General features: G+C 35.3%; 22 protein-coding genes. 1 reads left to right on the top strand and 21 read right to left on the bottom strand.

Annotation, left to right across the window (positions count from 1 at the left end; all coding sequences use genetic code 11):
• Window positions 1-51 precede the first annotated feature (51 nt).
• A complete protein-coding gene (namA, locus tag B0B05_RS11005) occupies window positions 52-1,116 on the top strand; it encodes an NADPH dehydrogenase NamA (RefSeq protein ID WP_076783700.1) in 1,065 nt (354 codons plus the stop codon).
• Between the two features lie 509 nt (window positions 1,117-1,625).
• Here namA and hemL read toward each other — a convergent pair.
• From hemL to B0B05_RS10900, 21 genes are all read right to left on the bottom strand, one after another.
• Window positions 1,626-2,906, bottom strand: a complete 1,281-nt coding sequence (gene hemL / locus B0B05_RS11000) for a glutamate-1-semialdehyde 2,1-aminomutase (protein WP_076783699.1) — start codon at window positions 2,904-2,906, stop codon at window positions 1,626-1,628.
• Window positions 2,907-3,065: 159 nt separating this feature from the next.
• Window positions 3,066-4,136, bottom strand: coding sequence for a glucosaminidase domain-containing protein (locus tag B0B05_RS10995; protein WP_076783698.1), 1,071 nt, complete (start codon window positions 4,134-4,136; stop codon window positions 3,066-3,068).
• A 296-nt stretch (window positions 4,137-4,432) separates the two neighbouring features.
• Window positions 4,433-5,347: a 1-aminocyclopropane-1-carboxylate deaminase/D-cysteine desulfhydrase gene (locus B0B05_RS10990; protein ID WP_076783697.1), complete on the bottom strand. Its 915-nt coding sequence runs from the start codon at window positions 5,345-5,347 to the stop codon at window positions 4,433-4,435.
• A gap of 121 nt (window positions 5,348-5,468) precedes the next feature.
• Window positions 5,469-6,773 (bottom strand): 30S ribosomal protein S12 methylthiotransferase RimO, encoded by a 1,305-nt coding sequence (rimO, locus tag B0B05_RS10985; RefSeq protein ID WP_076783696.1) that lies wholly within the window; start codon window positions 6,771-6,773, stop codon window positions 5,469-5,471.
• Window positions 6,774-6,895: 122 nt separating this feature from the next.
• Window positions 6,896-8,287: an exopolysaccharide biosynthesis polyprenyl glycosylphosphotransferase gene (locus tag B0B05_RS10980; RefSeq protein WP_076783695.1), complete on the bottom strand. Its 1,392-nt coding sequence runs from the start codon at window positions 8,285-8,287 to the stop codon at window positions 6,896-6,898.
• A gap of 86 nt (window positions 8,288-8,373) precedes the next feature.
• Window positions 8,374-8,919, bottom strand: coding sequence for a dTDP-4-dehydrorhamnose 3,5-epimerase (gene rfbC, locus B0B05_RS10975; RefSeq protein WP_076783694.1), 546 nt, complete (start codon window positions 8,917-8,919; stop codon window positions 8,374-8,376).
• A 5-nt stretch (window positions 8,920-8,924) separates the two neighbouring features.
• Entirely contained in the window at window positions 8,925-9,362 is a 438-nt protein-coding gene (locus tag B0B05_RS10970) for an adenylyltransferase/cytidyltransferase family protein (protein ID WP_076783693.1), read from the bottom strand.
• Window positions 9,363-9,414: 52 nt separating this feature from the next.
• The gene (locus B0B05_RS10965) at window positions 9,415-10,494 is read right to left on the bottom strand and encodes a glycosyltransferase (RefSeq protein WP_076783692.1); all 1,080 of its coding nucleotides are present in this window, start codon (window positions 10,492-10,494) and stop codon (window positions 9,415-9,417) included.
• A gap of 22 nt (window positions 10,495-10,516) precedes the next feature.
• The gene (locus B0B05_RS10960) at window positions 10,517-11,221 is read right to left on the bottom strand and encodes an NAD-dependent epimerase/dehydratase family protein (protein ID WP_076783691.1); all 705 of its coding nucleotides are present in this window, start codon (window positions 11,219-11,221) and stop codon (window positions 10,517-10,519) included.
• 63 nt (window positions 11,222-11,284) lie between these two features.
• Window positions 11,285-12,589: a GH39 family glycosyl hydrolase gene (locus B0B05_RS10955; protein WP_076783690.1), complete on the bottom strand. Its 1,305-nt coding sequence runs from the start codon at window positions 12,587-12,589 to the stop codon at window positions 11,285-11,287.
• A 29-nt stretch (window positions 12,590-12,618) separates the two neighbouring features.
• Entirely contained in the window at window positions 12,619-13,584 is a 966-nt protein-coding gene (locus B0B05_RS10950) for a glycosyltransferase family 2 protein (RefSeq protein ID WP_076783689.1), read from the bottom strand.
• A 5-nt stretch (window positions 13,585-13,589) separates the two neighbouring features.
• Window positions 13,590-14,519, bottom strand: a complete 930-nt coding sequence (locus tag B0B05_RS10945) for a capsular polysaccharide synthesis protein (protein ID WP_076783688.1) — start codon at window positions 14,517-14,519, stop codon at window positions 13,590-13,592.
• Window positions 14,516-15,556, bottom strand: a complete 1,041-nt coding sequence (locus B0B05_RS10940) for a glycosyltransferase family 2 protein (RefSeq protein WP_076783687.1) — start codon at window positions 15,554-15,556, stop codon at window positions 14,516-14,518. Before B0B05_RS10940 ends, B0B05_RS10945 begins: the two co-directional genes overlap by 4 nt.
• A gap of 3 nt (window positions 15,557-15,559) precedes the next feature.
• Complete coding sequence (locus tag B0B05_RS10935) at window positions 15,560-16,672, bottom strand: EpsG family protein (RefSeq protein WP_076783686.1); 1,113 nt, start codon at window positions 16,670-16,672, stop codon at window positions 15,560-15,562.
• 33 nt (window positions 16,673-16,705) lie between these two features.
• Window positions 16,706-17,839, bottom strand: a complete 1,134-nt coding sequence (gene glf / locus B0B05_RS10930) for a UDP-galactopyranose mutase (RefSeq protein WP_076783685.1) — start codon at window positions 17,837-17,839, stop codon at window positions 16,706-16,708.
• Window positions 17,840-17,841: 2 nt separating this feature from the next.
• On the bottom strand, window positions 17,842-19,293 hold the full coding sequence (locus B0B05_RS10925; RefSeq protein ID WP_076783684.1) for a flippase: 1,452 nt from the start codon (window positions 19,291-19,293) through the stop codon (window positions 17,842-17,844).
• A gap of 43 nt (window positions 19,294-19,336) precedes the next feature.
• Window positions 19,337-21,694 carry a GumC family protein gene (locus B0B05_RS10920; RefSeq protein WP_076783683.1) on the bottom strand — a complete coding sequence of 786 codons (2,358 nt, stop codon included), beginning with the start codon at window positions 21,692-21,694 and terminating at the stop codon, window positions 19,337-19,339.
• Between the two features lie 127 nt (window positions 21,695-21,821).
• Window positions 21,822-22,625 (bottom strand): polysaccharide biosynthesis/export family protein, encoded by an 804-nt coding sequence (locus B0B05_RS10915; protein WP_076783682.1) that lies wholly within the window; start codon window positions 22,623-22,625, stop codon window positions 21,822-21,824.
• A 44-nt stretch (window positions 22,626-22,669) separates the two neighbouring features.
• Entirely contained in the window at window positions 22,670-24,601 is a 1,932-nt protein-coding gene (locus tag B0B05_RS10910; protein WP_076783681.1) for a polysaccharide biosynthesis protein, read from the bottom strand.
• Window positions 24,602-24,617: 16 nt separating this feature from the next.
• Window positions 24,618-25,751 carry an aminotransferase class I/II-fold pyridoxal phosphate-dependent enzyme gene (locus tag B0B05_RS10905; protein WP_076783680.1) on the bottom strand — a complete coding sequence of 378 codons (1,134 nt, stop codon included), beginning with the start codon at window positions 25,749-25,751 and terminating at the stop codon, window positions 24,618-24,620.
• 98 nt (window positions 25,752-25,849) lie between these two features.
• The coding region (locus B0B05_RS10900) for an IS1595 family transposase (protein WP_143746001.1) at window positions 25,850-26,162 on the bottom strand (313 nt) is incomplete at its 5' end.

The following is a 26,162-nucleotide window of genomic DNA, read 5'->3' as shown; positions in this document are numbered from 1 at the left end:
TTTTAAGGCAACTTAATCCGTCTTTCAACTCCCACTTTTAAAATTAATGCAATGAAAAAACTTTTCTCATCCATAACATTTAGAAATATAGAACTCAAAAACCGTATTGTGATGTCGCCCATGTGCATGTACTCTGCAGAAGACGGCATCGCAAATGATTTCCATTTCGTGCATTACGCAAGCCGTGCGCAAGGCGGAACAGGTTTAATCATCACAGAGGCTACGGCTGTAGAACCAAGAGGAAGAATTAGCGACAAATGCCTCGGAATCTGGAATGATGAACAAGCCAACGCGTTGAAAAAAATCGTCCAATTTGTACATCAAAACTCAGAAAGTAAAATCGGGATACAATTGGCCCATGCAGGCAGAAAAGGTTCTATCTCAGCTGAAACTAACACACAAATGAGTGTGGAAAAGGGCTGGGAAACAATTGCACCAAGCGCAATCCCCTTTCAAAGCAGCGATAGAATCCCACACGAATTATCCTTAGAAGAAATCAAAAATCTTGTGGAAGATTTTCGTAAAGCGACCAAAAGAGCGGTGGAAGCAGGTTTTGATGTGATAGAACTGCATGCGGCGCATGGCTACCTGATTCATCAGTTTTTGTCTCCACTTTCCAATACAAGAACCGATGAATATGGCGGAAATCCGGAAAACAGAGCAAGATTCTTAATGGAAATTGTAGAGGGCGTTAATTCTCAACTAACAGGAAAACAAGCCCTTTTTGTAAGAATCTCCGGAACTGAGTACGCTGAAAATGGTTGGGAAATCTCCGACAGCGTAGCGCTGGCAAAAATCTTAAAAACCAAAAATGTAGATCTGATAGACGTTTCCAGTGGCGGCAATATCAGTGGTGCAAAAATCGAGTTAAAACCTGGCTATCAGGTTCCCCTGGCAGAAGCGGTTAAAACAAATGCCGCAATCAAAACAGGCGCAGTTGGTCTGATAACTACCGCAGAACAGGCGGAAGCAATCCTACAAAAAGGACAGGCAGATTTGATTTTTCTGGCAAGAGAAATTCTCAGAAATCCTTATTTTGCGGTTCAGTCTTCTTGGAAAGATGGCGATGATTGTTTTTATCCGCATCAATATCTGAGAGCGAAACCAACAAAATAATTATGATTTTTGCACAAATTTTACATTCATTTTTCTTCGGCATGTTAAGTTATTGTCTCTACTCGAGATATAATAATGGAATTGTAAAACCCATTTATGTAAGTCTACTGATTATAATGTTTTTTTGTCTGCTTCTGTACAATTATTTCGTGGATGGTTTATCAAATCGTCTATTTTTATTTACTCTAATGTTTTCAATTTCAGTTATAATATTACAGTTTATGAAAAAATTTATAACTGTATTTGAAAGCAATCAAGAATTAAAAAAACATAAACAATTAAAGGAAAACATTTTAGCGACACAGAATTTTATAATTAATAAAGCATTTATTGTCGGTTTATTTCTATATCAATTGTTGCTTATTTGGTTTCCTGAAATTTTGAAAGACTATTGGATAATCAATAAAAAAACCGTCCTCAAAGAAAGAACGGTTTTTTATAGGATTAACTTGTCAAGACCTGAAATTACTCAATTATCATTTACAAAACGTTATTCCATTAATGATTTTCTAGTATTGAAAATTCCTTACGGCTTCCAGTGTTTTATCGATCTCTTTATCACCTATGGCTGCGGACACAAACCAGGTCTCATAGCCACTTGGTGGCAGATAAATCCCCTGATCCAACAACTGATGGAAAAAGTTATTGAACAAGCTGATGTTAGAATTTTTAACTTCAGTAAAATTGCTGACAGAAGTCGCATTGAAGAACAAAGACATCATGCTGCCTTTTCTGTTGATCCTGTGTTGTATTCCTTTTTCGTTAAGGATTTTACTCATCTCAAAATCAAGGGTCTCGGCAGTCTTATTAATTTTAGTATAAAAATCTGGATCCTGTTGTATCAATTGCAAAGTCTTCAGCCCGGCTCTCATGGCCAGAGGATTGCCACTGAGTGTTCCGGCCTGGTAAACATCGCCACGAGGCGAGAGATAATTCATAATCTCATTGCGGCCGGCAAATGCACCAACAGGCAACCCGCCACCTATGACTTTACCAAAAGTCACCAGGTCTGCTTTGATCCCCAATGCTTCCTGAGCACCGCCAAAAGCCAGACGGAATCCCGTCATCACCTCATCGAGAATCAAAATAGCACCGTTCTCATCACAGATTTTTCTCAAATTTTGAAGAAAATAATTTTCCGGCAAAATGCAGCCCATATTTCCGGCAATCGGTTCTACAATGATGGCCGCAATCTGCCCAGGATTTAATCTGAAAAGCTCTTCTACCTGTTCAAAATTATTATATTCTGCAAGCAATGTATCTTTGGCAGTACCTTGGGTAACACCCGGAGAATTTGGGTTCCCAAAAGTAGCCGCGCCGCTGCCGGCCTGTATTAGAAAAGAATCTGAATGGCCGTGATAACAACCTTCGAACTTAATTATCTTGTCGCGGCCTGTGTAACCTCTCGCCAGGCGAATGGCACTCATACAGGCCTCCGTTCCTGATGATACCATTCGGATCTGGTCTATATTAGGGACATTTTCTACAATTAATTTCGCAATCTCCGTCTCCAGCTCGGTAGGTGTCCCGAAGGAAAAACCTTTTTCTGCCTGTAGTTTCAGGGCTTCCAGAACTTCGGGGTGGGTATGTCCCAGGATAGCCGGTCCCCAGGAGTTGATATAATCGATGTAGGTCCTGTTATCCTCATCGGTAAGGTAAGCGCCCTTTGCCGATTTCATAAATACAGGAACACCTCCCACAGATTTGAAGGCTCGCACCGGGGAATTGACACCACCGGGAATATATTGGTACGCTTCTTCAAAAAGCGCTGAACTTCTTTGGTAAATCATTTTTTTTGAGTCCGAAGTCCGATGATGGAAGTCGGAAGTTTTTTAATATTATGTTTTAATTTTTTATTGTCTTTAAATCTAAAATCATCCATCATCCGACTTCCATCTTCCTACTCTTTCCGAATTGCAAATCTTCCATCATCTGACTTCCGACAAAATTTAGCTTCTTGGTTTTTTGCTTTGCAGATAGATGAGCTGGCCGGCTTGTGGCTGATCATTTCTATCCATATCCATGCGGTTTTTAGCATAGAGTTTTTTAAGCTTAATCCCAAATTTTTGTGCAATATCATGCATGGTATCGCCTATGCCGGCTTTGTAAGTCGCTTTGTTTCCCGAAGAGTTTTTACTTTCCAGAAAGATGATATCGTTTTTCTCCAGTTTGGGATTATCCAGTTCGTTATACTTCATCAGGCGTTTTTCACTGATCCCGAATTTTTTGGAAATATCTGTTATATTACCATCCACAGGCATCACAAAGAATTTGAGATCACCGTTGGGATGATTTTTCACCAGGATATTTTTAAGCAAAACAGCTTTGGTCTTGGCATCCAGGATTTCTTCTATTTTATCCTGTTGTTTAGCATAAGATCCTTGTGTATAAGGAACATTGACCGTTGTAGGTAAAACTTTGTCATTCTGCTTTTCCTGACCGAGTTGCGCCATAAAAACAGCATCATTGTTCAGTGCCGGATACATTTTCAGAATGGCATAGAAAACCTGATCTTTTGTGGTGTTATCAAACTCGTAAAGTCGGTATTTCTCTATTTTATCAATCAGGATATAGGCGTAGCGGGGATTAGTAGCGTAGCCGGCTTTTTTCAGGCCATGCGCCCAGGCTTTGTAATCTTTAGGATCCAGCTGAAAAAGGCCTGTATAATACTTTCTGGTCGCCAAAAAAACAGAATGGTCTTCGTAGGATTGTTTGGGGTCTTCATAAACACGGAAGCACTCATTAGGTGCATCGTCGGTATGTTTCATGGTTTTTCCGGTCCATTCTTCCTTACACTTGATCCCGAAATGGTTTTTGCCTTCCAGTGCGAGGCGGCTCTGTCCACCAGCAGTCTCCAGTAGTCCCTGCGCCAGCGTTATGCTTGCCGGAATCTTATATTTTTCCATCTCTTCTACGGCATACGGCGCAAATTTTTGGATGTATTGGTCTTCTGTCTTCCAGCTTTGTGATTTTGCCAGTCCTATGGCACAAACAAAACCAATTACCAATAATTTTTTCATTGTCAATATTTTAAAATATTTATTCTTTATTTTAGTTCTCGCAGATTCTTTTTGATTTTGCAGATTCTAAATTATGAATACGCTTAATCTGAGAGAAGAATTATCTTCTGAATATGCAATTAAGTTCAGACCTCTTTTCATTCTTTATTTTTAGGAGCTTATTCTTCGCTCCGCCGCCTCACAAAAAAGGATGCCGTTTCAAAACGAGGGACGAGTTTCGACGAGTCAAACAGCAAATCAACAACATGAGTCAATCGGAGCTAGGCTTTCTACACCTAACAGGCTTACTCAGCCATCTATTCTTCAAAATCTATCAAAATACGGTTTTTAGATTTCAAAAACTGATTGGCACCTTTGATACCCTGCAATCCACCGGTATGAAAAGCCAGGATTTTTGAGCCTTTAGCAAAATAACCTTTCTCTGCCAAATCAAAAATGGTCTGCATCATCTTTCCTGTATAAATCGGATCCAAAGGGATCTGATATTCTTTATAAAACCAGTTTATAAAACGCACATTCTCATCCGTTATTTTCCCATATCGGGTTTCATTGGCATCTACTAATTCAAAATTAGGTCTTCCGCTCCACTCCAAAATTGTTTTTGGTAAAGAATCATCTTTTACCACCCTGATTCCCACAACCTTTTGGCCACCCTCAGCAAACTTTGACAGCCCTGCGATGGTGCCACCTGTCCCAACAGCGGTGCAAAGATAGTCAAAATCTTTGGTCTCCTTTCCCAACATATACTGTATTCCTTGTACTGCTGCAGCGTTACTTCCACCTTCGGGAATAATCAATGCATTGTTATATTGCAGAGAAAACGCGTGGGTTAGTCTTTCTTTATTGTGATAGTCATTTCTGGAAACAAAAACGAATTGCATCCCGTCTTGGGAGGCCTTATAAAGTGTGGGGTTATCTTGCCATGCATCTTCCAGTTCCTCTCCTCTTATGATACCGATAGTTGGGATACCAAATTGCTTCCCAAATGCAGCGACCGATGCAATATGATTGGAAAAAGCACCACCAAAGCTGATCAGCAAAGGATTTTCCGGTTTAGAACCAAGATAATGATTGATATTATAGTAGAGCTTCCAGAACTTATTTCCGGATATCTCGGGATGGATAAGGTCTTCCCTTTTAATGAAAATACGACAGTCAAAATCGGTTTGGATTTCTGTAACAGGGATTTGGAACTCAGGGATCTGAAGCATTTTTCAAAAATAAAAAATAAGAGAATAACGCAGGCAATAGTGTCTTGGTTTTATAAAAACTTTAACGGCCAAAGATTAAACACTTCCGGACTTCCATCTCCCATCATCCTTCATCCTTCATTTATAAAACCAACTCCCCTATCAGATCATAATCTTCTGCAGAGGTAATCTTCACTTGGGCAAATTCCCCAATAGGCAGATAAATATTCTCAGCAGGAACCAAAACGGTGTTGTCCACATCGGGAGAATCATACTCTGTGCGCCCAACAAAATAATCACCTTCTTTGCGGTCAAAGATACAGCGGAAAACTTTTCCTACTTTCTCCTGGTTTTTCTCCCAGGATATCTGTTGCTGAATGGCCATGATCTCCTCAACACGTTGTTGTTTGACCTCATCCGGGATATTATCTTCCAATACAAATGCGGTGGTATTTTCCTCGTGGGAATAAGTAAAGCATCCCAAACGGTCAAAACGCTGGTCGCGAACCCATTGTTTAAGTTCTTCAAATTTTTCTTCGGTCTCACCTGGGAAACCTACAATCAGTGTTGTACGGATCGCCATATCCGGAACCTTTTCCCTGAATTTATCCAGCAAGGCATTGGTCTTTTCAAAAGTAGTCCCCCTTTTCATGGCTTTCAGCAATTCGGTGTTAATATGCTGAAGCGGGATGTCAATATAATTACAAATTTTAGGTTCCGTTTTTACAATATCCAGAACATCCTCCGGAAAACCGGTCGGGAATGCGTAATGCAGCCTGATCCACTCGATACCTTCTATTTTTATCAACGCCTTCAGCAGATCACCCAAAGCTCTTTTTTTGTAGATATCCAAGCCATAAAATGTTAAATCCTGAGCAATCAGAATCAACTCCTTAACCCCTTTTTTTGCTAATTTCTGAGCTTCTGTCACCAGTTTTTCAATAGGTGTGGAGATGTGACCTCCTCTCATCAAAGGGATTGCACAAAAAGAACACGGTCTGTCGCAACCTTCGGAAATTTTTAGATAAGCATAGTGTTTCGGTGTGGTGGTCAATCTTTCTCCCACCAATTCGTGCTTGTAATCTGCACCCAGATGCTTCAAAAGAATAGGCAGATCCCTAGTTCCAAAGTATTGATCCACATCCGGAATTTCCCTGATAAGATCTGGCTTGTAACGCTCAGACAGGCATCCCGTCACAAAGACTTTTTCTACTTTACCCTGGTTTTTGAGGTCTACATACTCAAGAATGGTATTGATGCTTTCCTCCTTGGCATTATCGATGAATCCGCAGGTATTAATGACCACCACATCACCTTTCTCCTCATGCACCACCTGTTTACCATTGGCTTCCAACTGTCCCATAAGGACTTCGGAGTCGTAAACATTTTTGGAACAGCCCAGTGTTACAATATTAATTTTTTTTTGACCTACGGATTTTGTACGCATGTTATTATAAATGATGAATGATAATTAATAATTGATCAATGAACATCTGTATAGATCTTCATTATTTTTCAGGATGCAAATTTAGGAATAAAAAAAAGAACCTTAATTTGGTTCTTTAAAATCTAGTAGGCCTGCTCGTCCCCTTTGACAATATTGTAAAATGTAAGAAAAATAATTTTGAGATCCAGGAAAAAAGACCAGTTTTGGATATACCATATATCTTTTTCTACTCTCAGTTCCATATCGCGGTTGGAGAATATCTCTCCACGGGAACCCATGACCTGCGCCCAGCCTGTAATGCCTGGTTTTATCATGTGTCGGAGCATATATTTTTTGGTAATTTTGGAGTATTGCCTGGTTTGTGACAGCATATGAGGTCTTGGGCCGACAACAGACATATTACCAATAAAAACATTAATAAACTGCGGAAGCTCATCAATACTGGTCTTACGCATAAACTCACCAAATTTTGTAATCCTGCGGTCACCTTTTTCTGCAATTTTGAGGTCAGCAACATCATTCACCGTCATGCTTCTAAATTTAATACAATTAAATGCTTTATTCTTGAGCCCTGATCTTTTCTGAAGAAAAAATACAGGCCCCCTGCTTTCCAGTTTTATGATTAATGCAACAATAGGAACCAGCCATGATAATAAGAATACAATGACAAATAATGAAAACAAAATATCAAAACTTCTCTTTATGATCTGTTTTTTTCGTTCGGAAAGAGGTTCTTTCATCAGAACAAGAAAAGGAATATTGGCCAGCATCTCATAGCTCACCAGGCTTGGATTGTTATGTTTAAAATCAGGAACCATATATACCCTAACCATTTTATTCTCGGCGAGGTCTACCACTTTTTTATAATCCTGCGGCTTAATCCGGTCATCACAAAAAATCAGTTTACTGATCTCTAAGTCATCAAATTCTCTAATAAGATCATCAATATTACCCAGATATTTGGCCCCAGGTGCTTCATGATCGAAGGCATAAACGCCCTTTATCCCTATAGACCTTCTAATTTCATTATTAGCAAGCAAAGTTTGAGCATAAGCATTTTCTCCGATAAGAACAGTATCAAATTGGTAGAGCATCCTCCCAATCTTTACTCTGTGCTTTTTACGGTAAAGGAAAAGGATCAGCCTTGCAACAAATGTTGAAGCACCAATCAGTAGGAAATAAAGAAAACAGTTGGCATAGTTGATATTTTTCGGGAATATCAGACTCAGATAAATCAGGCTGAAAATAACAAAAAGTAGTAGTGATTTTGTTAACGCATTAAACTGCAAAGAAGATTCTTTGAAAGTGGAACTTTTGTAAAGTCCGGTAAGATTAGCAATTATGAGCCAGGAAAAGTTAAGAATGATGAACTGGGCACGATAATCCATTACAAAAGTATCACCATCACTGAAATTAAAAAAATACAGCTTCCCTGAGAAGAAAAGAAGATTAATAATCAGATAATCAATAACAATGAAAATCTTGGGAAAATATCTAAAAAAATACCCTGGCATCTCTCGGTAAAAATTCTATACTGCTCATGCTGAACTAAATAAATTGCGCTGAGTAGTCGGTTATTAGTTTTTATGCGCCGAAATTACTAAAAATTTTTCAAAGAAAATGCAGGTGCCGTCTTGTCTTTATCAGATAGGATAATGTCTCCTGCGGGAAGCCTCCAGTCAATATTCAGATCCTGGTCGTTCCACAGGACACTGCCTTCCGAAGCCTTGTTATAAAAATTATCACATTTGTAAGAAAAAACAGCTGTTTCACTCAATACAGAAAACCCATGGCCAAAGCCGCGCGGCACGTACAATTGTAATTTATTTTCCGGCGTTAACTCGATACCAAACCACTGGCCAAAGGTTTGAGATTCCGGTCTTAAATCTACCGCAACATCAAAAACTTTCCCCTCCAGACAGGATACAAGCTTTGCCTGGGCATGTTCTCCTTTCTGCAGATGCAAACCTCTTAAAACGCCATAAGACGATTTTGAGATATTGTCCTGAACAAAATGGCCGTTAAGCCCTGTGGTCTCTTCAAACTGTTTCTCATTGAATTTTTCATAGAAGTAGCCTCTTTCATCTTTAATAACATCAGGTTTTAAAACATAACAGTCTTTAAGAGGCGCTCCCTTTATTTCCATAATAATTACTTTTTAATTTTGGCCAATTCTTGTTCAAAAACTGCTTTTTTAAGTGCGGAACTGGAAAAACGATGATCTCTTTTATTATAATAAATATCAATCCCTTTCTCTTCGCAATATTGTTTTCCGGTGAAGTTTTTGTCCCGGTAATCATCGCCTATAATCCGTACATCTACCACAAAAGACTGTAGAATATCCATTAGATCTTCTTCGGTATTATAAGGGATAATCTCATCCACATCTTTACAGGCTTTGAGCTGGATATACCGCTCTACTATGGATTGTGTTGGTCGGTTTTTGGTAGGCCGGTCAAAAGTGGGATCTAATTGCAGTCCAACAATTAAATAATCACATACAGTCTTAGCTTCCTCCAGCATTTTAATATGTCCGGCGTGAAGAAGATCAAATGAAGAAAAGGTAATGCCTATTTTTTGGGTTTTCATAACTTATAGTTTAATCTCGCAAAAATACTATTCTACTTTTATATTGAAATAATTATTTAAAATAAAAATAAAGTAATTTAGAAAAATTTTCAATTTTGTTGTATTCTGTATAGACTTTTTTATACGAATTATCCCCCATTTTTTGTCTTAGAGCAGGATCATTAATTATTTTTTCAAGACATTTAACCGCCTCATTTTCATTTGTAAATTTAAAGCCATTATAATTATCCTCTACAGTATCTTTATTTCCTATAACATTACTTACAACTAAAGGTTTTTGTACTGCCATAGCTTCTAAAATCGAAATTGGAAGACCTTCCCATAACGAGACTTGTAAATAAATATCCAGGGAATTAAGTAATTCTAATAATTCTTCTCTTGTTTTTATCCAGCCTGTAACTTTTATATTACTAGCAGTTATTTCGTCCATTAATTCTCCATTGCCAATCCATACGAAATTGACATCTGGCAAAAGTAGAGCTATTTTATTAAAAGCTTTAGGATTTTTTTGCAACATCAGTCTTCCAACTGTACCTATAGTTATTTTTTCATTTTTAATCGGATGGCATATTTTATTTGGCAATACAAAATCAACCCCATTTTTAATCAATATTGATTTTGTAAATGACTTTGAAATTTCAAACTCTGTATCACCAGAAGCAACAGTTACCCCTCCGAAGATTGCTGGCATTAAAACTTCAATACTTTTATAAAATAAAATTTTTGATTTAGAAATGTTTTGTTGAACAAAAGCATAGCCGTGTGGGGAATAAAAAATTTTAGACCTATTAACCAAGCCAAAACAAGCAATCCTTCCTATCACACTAGCTTTTGATGAATGCAAATGAACAATATCAGGTTTAATCTTCTTTAAATACTTTCTGGTAATTGAAAGCATTTTCCAATCATGTTGAATATCAATTTCTCTTTTCATTTTTAATTCATGAAGTATTACACGAGAATCAATATCTTTAAGAAACAAATCGTTATCGAACTCAACTCTGTCACCACTATAAATGAGATGTAATTCGATATTGTTATAATCTTTATTATTCACAATAAAATTACATAAATCTTTTACATAGGTATAAACCCCTCCTCCAAAAGCTTCTACGAACTGTACAACTACCATATATTAATAATTAATTTTCAAATTAATTAATATTATTACAAAGCTTATCAGAATAATAGTTATCTAAGATTTTCTTTAGATATTTTTCCTTATTATCCAAATGGTTTTTAAAAAAATAATTTTCAATCTCTGAAATCTCTATATCATATCCACTTCCTGACTTTATAAGATTTAACTCAATTTTTTTATCAAAGTACTGTTCCATAATTTCAACAATCTCAATAATGGAATAATTACTCAAATATGCAATATTTAAAATATGATTTTCTGTATGATTTTCTATCAGGTTTAAGCAAATTGCTTTGATATCAGCAGTATCAATCAGGTTTCTTGTAGCCTTGGTATGTACATTGATTGTTTCGCTATTCTTAACCGACCTAACCAAATAATTCATAAGCAAATGAGGGTTACCTCCGTTACCTACAGCATTGCTCACCCTTAAAATTAGCCATCTTCGACTATTATTTTTTATTAATTGCTCCATTTTTAACTTATGAAGCACATAAGCACTTTCTTTTTTTGTAGAATCATAAATACTGCAAGTAGAAAAGTATACAAAAATAAGGTCAGGGAACATATTTATAGTTTCTAAGATTAAATTTTCTTCTCTAAGAAATTGTTTTTCATCGGTCTCTAAAGAATTAGAAACACCCGATGCAAAAAAAACACAATCATTTTTTTTATAATCTTTAAACAAGCTGGCAATTAAGCCATTTCCTATGATCATGGATAAAAGTTTTATAATTGTCTTATTCTGTTATTAATCCAAAATAAGAAAAGGTTAAGAGTTTTAATTGTTGATTTTTAAAAGATAAACAGACTCTACATCTATATTCTTAAAATCAATAGTATTCATTTTTTTGCTTGATAAATGTATTGAACCCGACTGTAATACTATTGGATTCGGTAATTCTTTTTGTTCAGTATTAGGAATTCTATATAAGGTATATTTAATTTCATTAGTTTTTGAAAACAAAGAAAAACGTCTAATAGAATTAAGATCTATTGAAAATGATGAGCTAAATTTTCCCAAATTTCCAAATAGTACATTTACAGAATTAGTATCTTTTGAGAAATAAGAAATCGCTGCTGTTCTGTCAGAATCTACAGATGTATTAAATCTTGCTGGTAGACTATCAGCATAATATTTATACACCCACCAAACAGAGCGTGGTTTTCCTTCTGGTGTTAGTAGTCCATCAATGGAGTTGTTTATGCATGTGCTTTCACCATTAGCATTACCACATGTTTTAATACCGGGCACCCCTTCTCTATCAAGCACGTTAATATATGCTAAGGATGTAAGAGGTTTAAAATAATCATCTTCGCCTATAAATTCATAAATCGCAACATCTTTAAAACCTACATTGGGATATTTTTTTTTCCAATAATTTTGAGCATAATCTATTTGCTGAGATAATTCCAAAGCGTGTTGAATATCTTCATTCAAATGCCAATTTAAAATATCAATTTTCACATTGTTTTTATTACAATAATCTAAGAATGATTCTATAAATTCTTTATCAAATCTAGCTGTTGAGGGACCAGTAATTATTGCTTTATCACCTCCTGGCAAAGATCTAATTTTATCATAAGCTGCTTTGAAACTTATAAAAAACTGTTGCCTGTCTCCATCCCAAAATGGAGGATAATTGGGTTCATTCCAAATATCATATATTACCGTATTACCATATTGTTTATAGAAATCTTCTACTAATTGCGCAAAGGCCTCAGTTTCTTTATAAGGTTGTTTCCAATCATACTTCCTTTTATCATAATGCGAATAAAAATCTGTCAGGACTAATATAGGGGTAATATTATACTTCCTCATTATTTCGAACTGCCTGTCCCTCAAATCTTTATCCACCAAAGAGTTTCCTACTCTCCAATATCTGGGTTTCAATTCTTTGATATCATTTATCAAGGGATTTAAATCATTAACATGGAGAAAACCTATCATTGATTGTCTTTTTTCAATTTTCTTAGAAAAATCTATTGTAATAGATTTTTGAGAAAAGAGAATGTTATAAAAAAAAATCAACAAACCAATTAAAAGTATACTAATAAAAGAAAATGACTTACGTAATGATCTCATAATGAAATGTAATTATTTGTTAAATCTATTCAGTATCTCTTGTTGCTTATTTGATAAAACAGTCGTAATGTTGAAATTCCTAAAAAAGATAGAAGACTTGCAATAATGGTTTTCTTTCTTGCTCGTGAATTTTTTAGGACCGACATTCTATATTTTTTTACCAATAAAAAAAGTTCTTTTTCACTTTTGCTCCCTTTATTAGTTTCGAAAAGAACGTGTAATAAAAAACTCATTATCCGGCAATTAATTGGATCCAAAAACTCTGGGTTTGATTTCTTAAATTTTTCAAGTTCTCCAATAATAAACAAAACGCTTTTCATTTTTTTTTCGTTAAATGGAGAACCTTCTATACTATTTGAGCGAATCAAGTAAAAATATGTTTTTCTATTTGAAAATGCAACCTTATTGGCTAATAAAAATAACTTGTATGTTGTGGCTAAATCTTCATACAATATACCTATTGGATATCTAATACCACTAGAAAATAACGACCTATGATAAAGTTTTGCCCATGCACTATTATCAAAAGAACCTTGATAAAACATTTCATTAATTGCCTCATTAACTTCGAAGACCTTTTTATTATAATTACAGCTTTGAATAGCAATTTTTTCGCCTTCTTTAAACTGCACTAATGATGTAACTGCAATATCGCAGTCCGACTCTGTTGCTAAGTCTAATAATGTTTCTATATAATATGGACTTATATAATCATCACTATCTACGAAGGTAATATACTCGCCTTTTGCAATATCTATAGCAACATTTCTCGCATCAGATAGTCCACCATTCTTTTTATGAATTACAACGATGCGGTTATCTTTTTGTGCATATTCATCACATATATAGCCGCAATTATCCGGAGAACCATCATCCACTAAAAAAATCTCTAAAGAGTGATAAGTTTGTGCCAGTACACTCTCAATACATGTACTGAGATATATCTCGACATCGTATATCGGAATTATAACTGAAACAAGTGGGTTTTTCTTCATATTATTTATTGGAAATCTTTAACTAAAAAGCCATAATTCGTAATTGTATCATCAATTTTAGTCGTATAAGTATTTTTATAACTCAACTTATTGATAATATTTTTTTTAAGTTCAAACTTATCAAACTTATCATTTAATTTCTCAGCCATAAAATAGACACCTTCATATTCAAATGACAGGTCATCTATATCTGCTCTTACATCTGGAAAAGTTTCATACGCAATGGCAATGATATAGTCTATTAAGAAATAGTCTATCAATTTATTTTCAATTTTCCAATACTCTATCAAAAAATCATAGGCAAAGGTTGCCAACTTATAATTTTTAGATGATGCCAATAAATAGGGAGTCCATTTATTTCCTTTCAATACATATCTTGCATATTCTTTATGTTGCCGTATTGAAAAAAAAGATTTAGAGTGGAAATCGATTTGCCCTGTTAAGTATATAGTAGCATCGATCCATACTCCTCCATGTTTTGAAAGAAGTCCCATCCTTAAAATATCCGATAAATGCGTTAAAGAAATATTCTTATTTTGAACATGTTGTAAGATATGCTCTGGTAATTGTAAGTAATTTTTGTAATTTTCTTCTGTAATTAAAACCAAGTCCATGTTAGGATATACTTTTTTAATACTATTATAACACGATTTTACAAGTGTAGGCATAGAATTATATCCTTGCCACCACATTACCCAAAGCCGGTTTTCAATCTTATTACCGGAAGATGAATGTAAGTTATGATAATTTTGGATTAGCAATCTAAATTTAATTTTGAGTAAATTCAGTATATCGGCGTGATTTCGATTTAGAACATGAGGAAAATACGGTGAAATTGTAAATTGAAAAGATTTAATTATGGTAAAAAAAGAACGTTTATTCTGATAGTCATTTTTTAGAGACAACAATTTTTTACGGTACTTTTGTATTATCATGATCTATAATATTCGAATTTTTTCTGTAATAATTTCAAATTTTTATTGAGTTGTAATACAATATTGGGATATCGCTTCTGTTTTCTCCTCCAATAATATATATATTTTAAAGGTAAATATTTATGGATAACAAAATCATCCATTTCCTTATAATACAATGGTAACATGTATTTTATCCTATGATCCAAATTTGATAAGGTTTTCAAGTCAAATCCAATATTGTCATTAAGTAGTACATTTTTATAGATTGTTTTTAATGTACCGCGCATACAATTATACAAATACTTTTTTTGTTCATTAGAGAATTCTTTATGACTTAGAGTATCCAACATCCGCTCTAATATTTGTATAAAATGCGAAATATTCCTAACAATTATTTTAGGATCCATTGTCTGCCCTTCTCTGCCTAAATTATATTGATAAACATTGAGTGGACAGTAAAAAACCTTTTGCACCCACTCCATAGGATAAAAGATCCATTCCTGGTCAGTATAAGAAATGCCTTCTGTTTGTTTATAATTATTATCTCTTAAAATTTTTGTTCTATACGTTACCGCATGCATTCCCAACTTAAGAAAACTTGAAGATTCAAAAACATGAGTTGAAGATAAAACTTTATACGGATCCAGATTTTCGCAATGTCTTTTTATTATTGGACCATCAGCTATAACATCATTAAAGTCTGTTAGAATCAAATCAACATCAGTTTTTTCTAAGACTAAAATATATTCTTTGAATGCCTTAGAATCAAACCAATCGTCAGCATCCAGAATTTTAATATATTTTCCTTTAGCAACCTTCAACCCTTCATTAATACAAGAACCATAGTTTCCATTTGGTTTGTCAATTACAACAATAACATCTGGATAATTCCCTTTATATTCATTTGCAACTAATAACGTATTATCCTTACTTCCATCATTAACTATAATAATTTCTATATTATTTAATTTATCGGGAAGCAATGATTCTATACACCGTCCTAGTAACTTTTCCATATTATAGGATGGAATAATTATTGAAAGTATTTTTGCCATGATTTAAATTCCTAAAATTTTTGATTTATATGGATAAATATATCCTGCAGTCTTCCCGTTTATTACGAAAACTGAATAAAATGTTGTTAATGCTAAACTAATATATAAAAGAGTCAATACTAACCTTATATGTATCAAAATCTTTTTTGAATATAATATCATAGGTATTGCTATAAAACTTATATCTTGAAAGTAAAAAGTAAATCTATTTGCACTCGTCGCAATTAAATTTAAAAAAACTGTTATTATACCAAGAAATGTTAGCATAAGAAAACTAAGAAGCAATCTTTCGTCAGTAACCTTTTTAACCAATCCATATATAATTATTATTAATGTAAAAATCTTTAATGCTACATCAAACTTTGAAATACCACCTTCCGTATTTTCGATATAATAACTATACCTTTGTACATTATCGCCACCTAAAGTTAGTAATAAATTTATCATATCTTTGAACAAGAAAAGAATACCGACAAAAGATATTGATAAAAATATTATTGTAAAATATTTTAATCGTGAATTTTTGATTTTTACGATGTAATCAACAGATAGATATAATAGGCAAACTATTGATGTTGGATGTGATAGTAAAGCCAAAATCATTAATGTAAAAAACAACTTTCTTTTATTATTAATAAAAAAATAGTATCCTAAAAATGTAATGGCCACCGCTAAACTTTGTCTTACTATATTATATGTTGTACAATACATTATTGTAAAATACAGAAATATTACAATCCAGATGGGAAATTTTTTTCTATACTGGTACGCTACATAATAAATCATAGAAATCATCAAACTTTGTAATGTAAAATGTAACCAAAATAAATCCTTAGTAAACCTAGAAACAATATAATTAATTCCCATATAGACATAGTCAGACTTAACATCATCTACATATTCAGAAAAAGTCTTTGATTTGCAAGCAATATCAAAAAACGGCTCTACATAATATTTTACATCAAAGCCTACAGATGTATCTCTTGCTGAGGCTAAATAGACTGGTATTAGAAGTCCTAGCAAGGTAAATATCCAGAATAAAATCTTTAAACCTTTAAATATATCGGCTATTTTTATAAATATTAAGGACATGAAAAAAGTTACTAAATAAACCATTGTTATGACAACTTATTAATTACCACAATACAATTACAGGTGATTTTTGAATTTTTCCATCACCAACTCTACCACCGGAGCCATATCATAATATTTGTACTCTGCCAGCCTTCCGCCAAAGATATATTTCTCATTTTGATCTGCCAAAGCTTTATATTGCTGGTACAGTGCATTGTTTTCGGCATCATTGATCGGATAATACGGCTCCATGCCTTCTTTCCATTCTGTAGAATATTCTTTTGAGATGATTGTTTTGGGATTCTTTTCCACCTCCTCACCAAACATCTCAAAATGCTTATGTTCTATGATCCTGGTATAAGGCACTTCCGCTTCTGTATAGTTAATCACGGCATTACCTTGATAATTAGAGACTTCATGAACCTCATGTTCAAAACTAATCGTACGGTAAGCCAGCTTTCCAAATTTGTATCCGAAAAACTCATCAATCGCGCCTGTGAAAAGAATTTTATCCGCAAGATCTTCATACTGCTCTTTGTTGGACAAAAAGTCGATGTTGCATTGTACTTCTGTTCCTTCCAGCAAGCCTTCGATCAGTTTATTATATCCACCAATCGGGATACCCTGGTATTTGTCATTAAAATAATTGTTGTCATAGACAAACCTCACAGGCAAACGCTTGATAATAAATGCAGGGATCTCTGTGGCTGGCCTGCCCCATTGTTTTTCTGTGTAACCTTTTATTAATTTTTCATAGATGTCTTTACCAATCAGCAGAATGGCCTGCTCTTCCAGATTACGGGGTTCTTCAATCCCTGCAGCTTTCATCTTTTCTACAGCATCCTGTTTTTGTTCTTCGATTTTAGCTTTGGCTTCAGCCGGTGTTTTTACACCCCACATCTGGTAAAAGGTATTCATGTTAAAAGGCAGATTAAAATAATCCCCTTTATAATTAGCAACCGGACTATTGGTATAACGATTAAACTCTACAATAGAGTTAACAAAATCCCAAACCTTTTTATTTGAGGTGTGGAAAATATGTGCACCGTATTTATGCACATTAATACCTTCAACATTCTCGCAGTAGATATTACCGCCAATATGTGGCCTCCTGTCTATAACGAGGCATGTTTTGCCTGCCTTTTTTGCTAAGTGAGCAAAGGTAGCACCATAGAGGCCAGCCCCAACGATTAAATAATCGTATTTCATAGTTATTTTTTTAGTTTTAATTTACTGAAAATCAAATTCTTTGCGATAAGATAAAAAGGATCTTTTGTTATAATTAAAATGATAAAATAAACAATAGAACCAGCTCCTATACAAGTCATAAAATCTATAACAAAATTAAAATTAAGCAATTTTATTATATAAATAACCGCCCCCATTATCAAAGTTGCGATTATATAAGTCCAATAGCTTTTTTGCCAGCTTACCCAAAGTAATCTCCTGCCAATCAAACACATAAGTCCGGTAACCAAAAGTTCGGCAACAAAGGTTGCAATTGCCGCACCATCTTGGCTATATTTTGGGACCAACCAGAGATTCATTATAAAATTAACAACGGCACCTGCTGCTGTTGCAAAAATAACAATACGCTCTTTCCCTTGGGGATACAAAATCTGAATACCAAAAACATTAGAAACACCAATAAAGAGGATAATAGGCGCAAGAATTTGCAAAGTAGGTATAGCAGGTATATAATCAGAACCACAGAACATCATGATCAAGTAATCCGCCAATAATATTAAGCCCATCATAATAGGTAATGTCACCATAATGATAAAGTCTAATGATTTTTGTGCTAGCACCTTAAATTCATCCATCAGATTATTAGAAATCATATGAGACATCCGCGGCAACAGAACAGTTCCCAAAGATGTAACAATTGTTAAAATAACCTGTGTTAACTTTGTGGCAGAAGTGAAAAATCCAACACTTTCGTTATTCTTCATAAATCCTAACATAATAACATTAAGATTAATATAAATACTGATAATCAGATTAAGCATGAAGATTCTCAAAACTGGCTTAAAATGCCTGAATGGTTTCAGATTACCTGTAAATAATTCGGAAAATTCAACATACTTCTTTAACCTGAAAAAATTAAATACGTTACCTCCTAAACTACCTATAGTTATGCTTATTGCGTAATACAACAGATCTTTCTCTGTCCTTACAAATACAAACAAAAATACAAGCGCACAACTTCTTACAACAATTCCTCTTATGGTTATATACTTAAAATCTTCTATAGCCTGATAAAACCAATCACAGCCGATTGTTGTTAGGATAATAGAGAAACTCAAAACAAGAAAGAGAGGGATATTAACCTGAACCTTGGCTACTGTATTAATGATAATAAAAACAGCAATATAACCAACTATTGTAAATACTAAATTGAGAATAAGGATTTCCAATAAGGTATTATTCCTTTCAGCTTTATTATCTCTTATTTTAGCAACTTCGCGGATGGCATACATGGGAATACCTAAAGATGTAAAAAGTACTATATATTGAACAATAGACTGGAAAAAGTTAACTTCACCAATGCCTTTTGCCATCAATATTCTTGATGCATAAGGAAAAGATATGATAGGAAAAAGTATTCCTAAACTAGTGTTTATAAGGTTATAAACAAAATTAGTCTTTAGTGATTTCGACATTTATTCGCTGTTAGACATATTAGAATATGGCTAAGTTTGTTTATTATTTAAATATCTGCCACCACTTTTTCTCTTCTGCCTGATAACCGTATCCATACTTGTTACCATATCCAAAATTGGTCTTATGCACATCATTCAATACAAATCCAACATTTTTTATTTTCAGGCTATCAATTTGGTTATTGGCAAACTCGATATAAGCTTTTTCTGTGACTTCAGAACGGGTTACATACACCGTAGCATCTGCCACATCGGCTATTAAAAGAGAATCTGTTACAAGCATCAATGGTGCGGTATCCAGGATGATATATTGGTAATCATTCTTAACCGCATCAAGCAACTGCTCGTAACGCCCATTCTGCAACAGATCTGCCGGGTTCGGCGGGATGCTGCCCGAATAGATAAAATCGCAATGGGGGTTAAAGCCACTTGGATGGATGATAGAATGCGCATCATTAACATCCCCATGCAGGTACTCAGCAAGCCCTTTAGCGCCTTTCATCGAAGGGTTATAACGCTGCAACTGAGGATTTCGGATATCAGAACCTATAACCAAGACCTTACTCTGTGCGGTGGCTAATGCTAAGGAAAGATTAACTGAGACAAATGTTTTACCTTCACCTTTCACACTGGAGGTCACAAAAATAACCTTAGCACCATCCTTCTTAGGCAGCATAAATCGGATATTCGTAACTAAAATACGGAAAGATTCTGCAAGTGGGCTCACATCATTATGCTGGATGAGTTCGTTCTCACGGCTAGTCACCCTTGGGATCTCAGCAAGTACAGAAGCAGTAGAAAGTTTTTCAAGATCGTGCTTATCAATCAATTTATTATTGAGGAGCTCTTTAAGGTAAATCAAACCAAACGGCAAAGCCAAGCCTAACAATGCAGAGGCCAGCAGGATAATCATCTTTTTTGGAGCCACTGGTTTTTTTTCCACGTAAGCATAGTCCACCACCCTCGCCTTATCAGACGTAATGGCAAGGGTAATGGCTGCCTCCTCCCTTTTTTGCAATAGCAGGAGGAATAGGTTTTCCTTAATCTGCTGTTGGCGCTCAATGCTGCGGAACAGCTTTTCCTGACGCGGAAATTCACTGATTTTATTCTCTGCCTTATTTTCAAAACCAGCAATTTTTTGCCTGTTAATTTTTAGGGTATTGAGCGTTTTATACAAACTTTCTTTAAGAGCTGTCTTTAAAGAATTAATTTCCCGGGTGATTTCGATCACAATCGGGTTCTCCGGAGTGGCATTCTCCAGCATACGGTTTCGGTCAAGAACCAGTTTATTATAAGCAGAAATATTGGACGTCGCCGCAGAATTGTCAATGCCTATATTAGTGGGAATCACCTGGTACTGGTTTTCCGGGGAATTGATATATTTGATAAGGATGTTGGTCAGCTCAATCTGGGTATCATTTTCGACCTGGTTCTTATTGGCCTCTGTAGCAATCTGAAGATTCATCTTAGCTTCAGTGGGTATATCTACCACATCATTGGCAATTTTAAACTGTTCTTTTTGATTTTCCACATCACCCAGTTCTTTGGAAATGAGTGTTATCCGATCATCAATAAAATCTTTGGTTTTCTTAGATTCTGTATTCTTATCTGACGTAGCATACAGGTTATATTTGTTCACTAGGTCATTCATAAAGTCCTTGGCTTTATCCTTATTAGAATAATTCATGGATAAACCAATCACTGTGGCATCTTTATCAGTCAAATCAACATTTAGATTTTCCTGATAATCATCAACTAAACCATCAATATCAGAATAAGTAAAGAAAAAGTCATCCATCTTCATCTTTTTAACCTTACGCTGATTAAAGCCCGGGTTTTTAGTGATGATTATATTGACATAAGGCAGGCTTATGGTTTTATTGAAAGAGCCTACAACATCTTTTTTCAGTTCTTTGGAAAACAGCGTAATTTTATCACCTTCTATTTTTATATCAATAGGTTTCTTTGGCAACTCCTCATCCGGTTTCTCATTAACTACATAAATATTAAAGGGAGCCGTGTCTTTATACAATTCTACATTGTAATATTTTTCACGGGAATATAGAGGCACCTGTAATTTAAGGTCCTTAATAACATCCTCTATAATCCTTCTCGATTTGAAAATCTCCAGTTCGTTCTCTATACTGTTAGTCCCCATACCTGCAAAACCACCTAATCCAGCTAAAACACCAAAATCGCCGGAAGCGCTGGACATTTTCTTTGCATCTTTAATGAGGACAGTCGATTCAATTTTATAAACCGGCGCTGTTGTTTTAATATAAATAATACCTAATAAAACAAAAACTATAAACCCAATCAGAAACCAATACCAGCGTTTGAGGTAGGGTTTGATTAAATCCTGCAGGTCTATTGGGGCTTCGTTATCGTTGACGTTATTCATTAGATGATATAAAAATTTTTATTAAATGATGAACTTTAAAATAAACTTAAATTTAGAAAAGTAAATTGATACTTAGATATGACGCATAGTGCCACTATTCATAAAATTATTTCTAAAAAAGTGTACACTACCTGAAGATTAAAGCTAAAAGTCCCACAACTACAGATGCAATCGAAATAAATATACCTGTCTGCGGGCCATAAGAAGAGGAATTTTTCCTGGTCTTATTTGGCGTTACATAGATCACATCATTTTGTTTAACATAGTAATAGGGTGAGTTAAATGAAGCTGCGTCAGTTAAATCTATATATTGCTTGGTAGTGGCGCCATCCACATTACGAACAATTAAAACATTTTTACGCTGCCCATAGATGGTAAGATCGCCTGCCAAACCTAAAGCGCCCAACACACTCATGGATTGCCCGTCTGGGATCACATAAGCGCCCGGCTTGTTCACTTCTCCCAAAACAGTAATCTTAAAATTGGTGGTACGGATGTTAACACCTGGATTTTTTATATATCTGGTCAGGAGTTCCTTAATATCATCACGGAATTGTTCGGTAGTTTTGCCATTGGTATTGAGTTCACCCAAAATAGGAAACTGGATATTCCCTTTAGAATCTACAATATAGGTAGGCCCCGAGACCGAAGATTGTCCCTGCATAGACAGGTTATTACTGGGAAGAGAATACTGAGAAATATCGCTGGAAGAATAATTCTGGTTAAAAGGCTTCGCGACTTCGTTATCTTTTGCCGTAACCGATATCATCAGCATATCACCCGGCTGTATGGTAAAATTAGAGCTTTGTACCGATGCATCAATGGCTGTTTGCTCTATATTTTGCAGATAATCAATGTCTGTCCTTGGTTTACATGAAAAAATGACGCAAAATACAGCTGCCATAAGAATTATGGATAAGATTTTTCTCATATAGGATTTATAAAATTCTTAAGTTTTGCAAATATAGGGGATTCTTATTGATCTAACGATTCATAGATCGAATTATTGCTTTTAAATTCTTTAACGATACATTTTAGGACTTTTACGATCTCCTGCTTCTCTTCTTTTTTAGAATAACTGATAACCAGTTCTGTGAGTTCGTCGATTTCCGAAAAATGCATGGATGGGTCTTTTGATATCATAATCTTCTCATGCGAAGTAGGGAGCGTTTTGGCATTATCACTCAACAATTCTTCGTACAGTTTTTCGCCGGGCCTCAAACCGGTATAGATAATTTTGATATCATCATTGGGTTCCAGTCCGGACAATTTGATCATGCGCTTAGCCAAATCCAAAATCTTCACCGGGTCGCCCATATCAAAAACATAGATTTCGCCACCCGTTCCCATTGTACCTGCATGTAGAACCAGCTCACAGGCCTCTGCAATCGTCATAAAATAGCGGACAATATTGGGATGCGTAATAGTAACAGGTCCACCCTTTTCTATCTGCTTACGAAAATGCGGTATGACAGAGCCATTCGACCCTAATACATTTCCGAATCTTGTGGTAATAAATTTAGTACTGTTGTTTTCATAATTCTGCAAAGACTGCACAAACAGTTCTGCAACTCTTTTAGAGGCACCCATTACGTTGGTAGGATTAACCGCTTTATCAGTGGATACCATCACAAAACGGTTGACTTTATACTTGCAGGCTAGTAAAGAAAGATTTTTGGTCCCCAATACATTAACAAGGACAGCCTCATGAGGATTCTCTTCAACCAAGGGGACATGTTTATAGGCAGCGGCATGATAAACCATGGAGAACTGATATTTTTTAAAAATAGGTTCCAGTCGGCTATAATTGGAAATATCAGCCAGGATAAATTTAAAATTAATATCTGGATAGAGTTCTTTCATCTCAAGCTCGGTGTCATAGAGCGGTGTCTCGGACTGATCGAGAATAATAATCTGCATGGGCTCTAAAAGTGCAACCTGCCTTACGATTTCTTTCCCGATAGAGCCTGCACCGCCGGTTACCAAAACGGTTTTCTGAAAATGCCTTTTTTTAACCTCGGTATTATCCAGTTTGATAGGCTTACGATTAAGTAGGTCTTCTATCTGGATGGTTTTAAGATTATTGATAATTTCTTTGCTCCTTAGCTTTTGCATGTTGGGCGACTTGTAAATCTTAAGATTATTTTCAAGAAAAACATTGACCCAAAAATCCAGATCGTCTTTCTGCAGTGCCTCCTTGATCACCAAAACACCGCTCACATCAATCTTGCTATTTTTGAGCTGGCTGATAAAATCTGCCTTCGTCAGTATTTTCCGGTCCAGGAGTTTGATATTGACTTTTTTGTCATGATAAGAAATAAATCCCCTGATATCAAATGGCAGATTGGGATTAGACAGTATAACTTGCGCTATGGCTACAGAGGTATCATCATCGCCCAGTATATAAATCTTTTTGCGGCTGGCACTACGTTTATTTTCTTTAACTATATTAAAAATGCCTTTCACAAATAATCGGAAAACAAAAAGCAAAAGGCACGAAATAGCAAAATAAAGCCCTAAAAAAGGAATCAACACAACTTTTTCTCCGGTGCCGAGATAGTAAATGTAATTAACCGCAATTACTGTGAGGATACTGCAGATATTAGCAGTAAAAATTTTAAAAAGGTCTACAAAGGTAGAGTGCCTTATAACACCAAGGTATGTCTTGAATATATACATATACAAAACATTGACGCCTATGACGAAAAGAAAAACGTAACTTAACGGAAATATCCGGTAGTGGCTGACATGCAGGTTAAGAATCAACAGGTGCGAAATCAATATTGAAACCAGGATTATAAAAAGATCTATAATTAATATAACCCATCTTGGCAAAAATTTGAAATCTGCAAGGTACAATACATTGTCATTCAGTGAAAATCGTTTACGATTTTTGGCCTTCTCCATTCGTTTGGTGAGCGATTTAAAATTGGTAATTGCTTATAACATCATTAATTCTTTTTTTATCATCATTGGTTAAATTGGAACCAGAAGGCAGACACAGCCCTCTGTTAAATAAATCTTCAGCAACGGTTTCTCCGTAATACGGACAATCTTTAAAAACCGGTTGAAGGTGCATAGGCTTCCAAAGAGGCCTGGTCTCTATATTTTGCGCTGCAAAAGCAGCCATCATATCATAATTGGTTTTGGAAGTCAAGCTCCCATCTATGGTAATACTACTGAGCCAATGGTTGGAGTAATAGTCCTCATTCGCTTCTGTAAAAACAGTTACAGCTTCTGTATCTCGAAAAAGGTTCTCGTAGAAATCATGATTAGCCCTTCTTTGCAAGATGCGCTCTGGTAAAATTTGCATTTGCCCCCGTCCTATCCCGGCACAGATATTACTAAGTCTGTAATTGTATCCAACTTCAGAATGCTGGTAATACGGTGCAGGATCTCTGGCTTGGGTGGATAAAAATATAGTCTTTACTTTTTCCTCCTCAGTTTTGCAGACAAGCGCGCCACCACCTGAGGTCGTTATAATCTTGTTCCCGTTAAAGGAAAGAACAGCAAATTCTCCAAATGTCCCACATTTCCTGCCTTTATAAGTAGAGCCCAACGCTTCCGCACTGTCCTCTACCAAAGGTATATTGTATTTTTCGCAGATGGATAAAATCTCATCCATCCGGGCGGGCATACCATAAAGGTGGACTACAATCACAGCCTTTGGCTTCTTACCTTTCGCAATTCTGTCGACAAGGGCAGCTTCCAGATAATCCGGCGACATGTTCCAGTTGTCCGGATCCGAATCTACAAAAACAGGTGTAGCACCCAAATATTTGATCGGGTTGGCCGAAGCCGAGAAAGTGAAAGACTGGCAAACAACTTCATCGCCATATCCCACACCCAACTGTACCAATGCCAGATGCAATGCTGCAGTACCGGAACTCAGGGCTGCCACTCTGTTGCTTTCACCAAGGAAAGTTTCGATAGCTATTTCAAATTCATCCACATTTTTACCCAGAGGCGCAACCCAGTTTTGGTCAAAAGCCTCTTGGATATACTGCATTTCATGCCCTCCCATATGTGGGGACGACAGCCATATTTTAGATTCCATTTATATAAAATAAGGTAACAATTTCCCTTTTTATTTATTATCCAAAGTTAATATTTTTTTAACACTTTTTATAGAATTTTATGTATATCCGTTTTTAATCATACTGCTGTAATATTAGCAATAATGAGCCTTTCGAATAGTTTGTCTCCGAAATATCTTCGATTTAGTTTGTAAATAAATTCGTTGAGATACAATTGAAGATATTTTCTTTTGATTTTATGATAATTTCCCAATAGATTTCTTTTAGCATTGCTGATGGTGATGTGAACCCATTTTAAGGTTTCGTTGGTAGTTTCTTTATCAGATTTTTCGGTGATATGAAGTTCAACAAAATCTGAAATATCAACGTATGATGTGCTTTTATCCGTGAAAACAATGCTTTGATTATCAATCGATTCTTTTATGGTTTCA

The organism is Epilithonimonas bovis DSM 19482, from assembly GCF_900108115.1.
Lineage (GTDB): Bacteria > Bacteroidota > Bacteroidia > Flavobacteriales > Weeksellaceae > Epilithonimonas > Epilithonimonas bovis.
Note: the sequence above shows the minus strand (reverse complement) of the source record. Positions and strands in the feature narration are given on the sequence as shown.

Excerpts from the sequence above, each read along its gene's own strand:
- namA (WP_076783700.1), top strand. The coding sequence starts at position 52 with ATGAAAAAACTTTTCTCATCCATAACATTTAGAAATATAGAACTCAAA.
- hemL (WP_076783699.1), bottom strand. The coding sequence starts at position 2,906 with ATGATTTACCAAAGAAGTTCAGCGCTTTTTGAAGAAGCGTACCAATAT.
- B0B05_RS10995 (WP_076783698.1), bottom strand. The coding sequence starts at position 4,136 with ATGAAAAAATTATTGGTAATTGGTTTTGTTTGTGCCATAGGACTGGCA.
- B0B05_RS10990 (WP_076783697.1), bottom strand. The coding sequence starts at position 5,347 with ATGCTTCAGATCCCTGAGTTCCAAATCCCTGTTACAGAAATCCAAACC.
- rimO (WP_076783696.1), bottom strand. The coding sequence starts at position 6,773 with ATGCGTACAAAATCCGTAGGTCAAAAAAAAATTAATATTGTAACACTG.
- B0B05_RS10980 (WP_076783695.1), bottom strand. The coding sequence starts at position 8,287 with ATGCCAGGGTATTTTTTTAGATATTTTCCCAAGATTTTCATTGTTATT.
- rfbC (WP_076783694.1), bottom strand. The coding sequence starts at position 8,919 with ATGGAAATAAAGGGAGCGCCTCTTAAAGACTGTTATGTTTTAAAACCT.
- B0B05_RS10970 (WP_076783693.1), bottom strand. The coding sequence starts at position 9,362 with ATGAAAACCCAAAAAATAGGCATTACCTTTTCTTCATTTGATCTTCTT.
- B0B05_RS10965 (WP_076783692.1), bottom strand. The coding sequence starts at position 10,494 with ATGGTAGTTGTACAGTTCGTAGAAGCTTTTGGAGGAGGGGTTTATACC.
- B0B05_RS10960 (WP_076783691.1), bottom strand. The coding sequence starts at position 11,221 with ATGATCATAGGAAATGGCTTAATTGCCAGCTTGTTTAAAGATTATAAA.
- B0B05_RS10955 (WP_076783690.1), bottom strand. The coding sequence starts at position 12,589 with ATGAGATCATTACGTAAGTCATTTTCTTTTATTAGTATACTTTTAATT.
- B0B05_RS10950 (WP_076783689.1), bottom strand. The coding sequence starts at position 13,584 with ATGAAGAAAAACCCACTTGTTTCAGTTATAATTCCGATATACGATGTC.
- B0B05_RS10945 (WP_076783688.1), bottom strand. The coding sequence starts at position 14,519 with ATGATAATACAAAAGTACCGTAAAAAATTGTTGTCTCTAAAAAATGAC.
- B0B05_RS10940 (WP_076783687.1), bottom strand. The coding sequence starts at position 15,556 with ATGGCAAAAATACTTTCAATAATTATTCCATCCTATAATATGGAAAAG.
- B0B05_RS10935 (WP_076783686.1), bottom strand. The coding sequence starts at position 16,672 with ATGGTTTATTTAGTAACTTTTTTCATGTCCTTAATATTTATAAAAATA.
- glf (WP_076783685.1), bottom strand. The coding sequence starts at position 17,839 with ATGAAATACGATTATTTAATCGTTGGGGCTGGCCTCTATGGTGCTACC.
- B0B05_RS10925 (WP_076783684.1), bottom strand. The coding sequence starts at position 19,293 with ATGTCGAAATCACTAAAGACTAATTTTGTTTATAACCTTATAAACACT.
- B0B05_RS10920 (WP_076783683.1), bottom strand. The coding sequence starts at position 21,694 with ATGAATAACGTCAACGATAACGAAGCCCCAATAGACCTGCAGGATTTA.
- B0B05_RS10915 (WP_076783682.1), bottom strand. The coding sequence starts at position 22,625 with ATGAGAAAAATCTTATCCATAATTCTTATGGCAGCTGTATTTTGCGTC.
- B0B05_RS10910 (WP_076783681.1), bottom strand. The coding sequence starts at position 24,601 with ATGGAGAAGGCCAAAAATCGTAAACGATTTTCACTGAATGACAATGTA.
- B0B05_RS10905 (WP_076783680.1), bottom strand. The coding sequence starts at position 25,751 with ATGGAATCTAAAATATGGCTGTCGTCCCCACATATGGGAGGGCATGAA.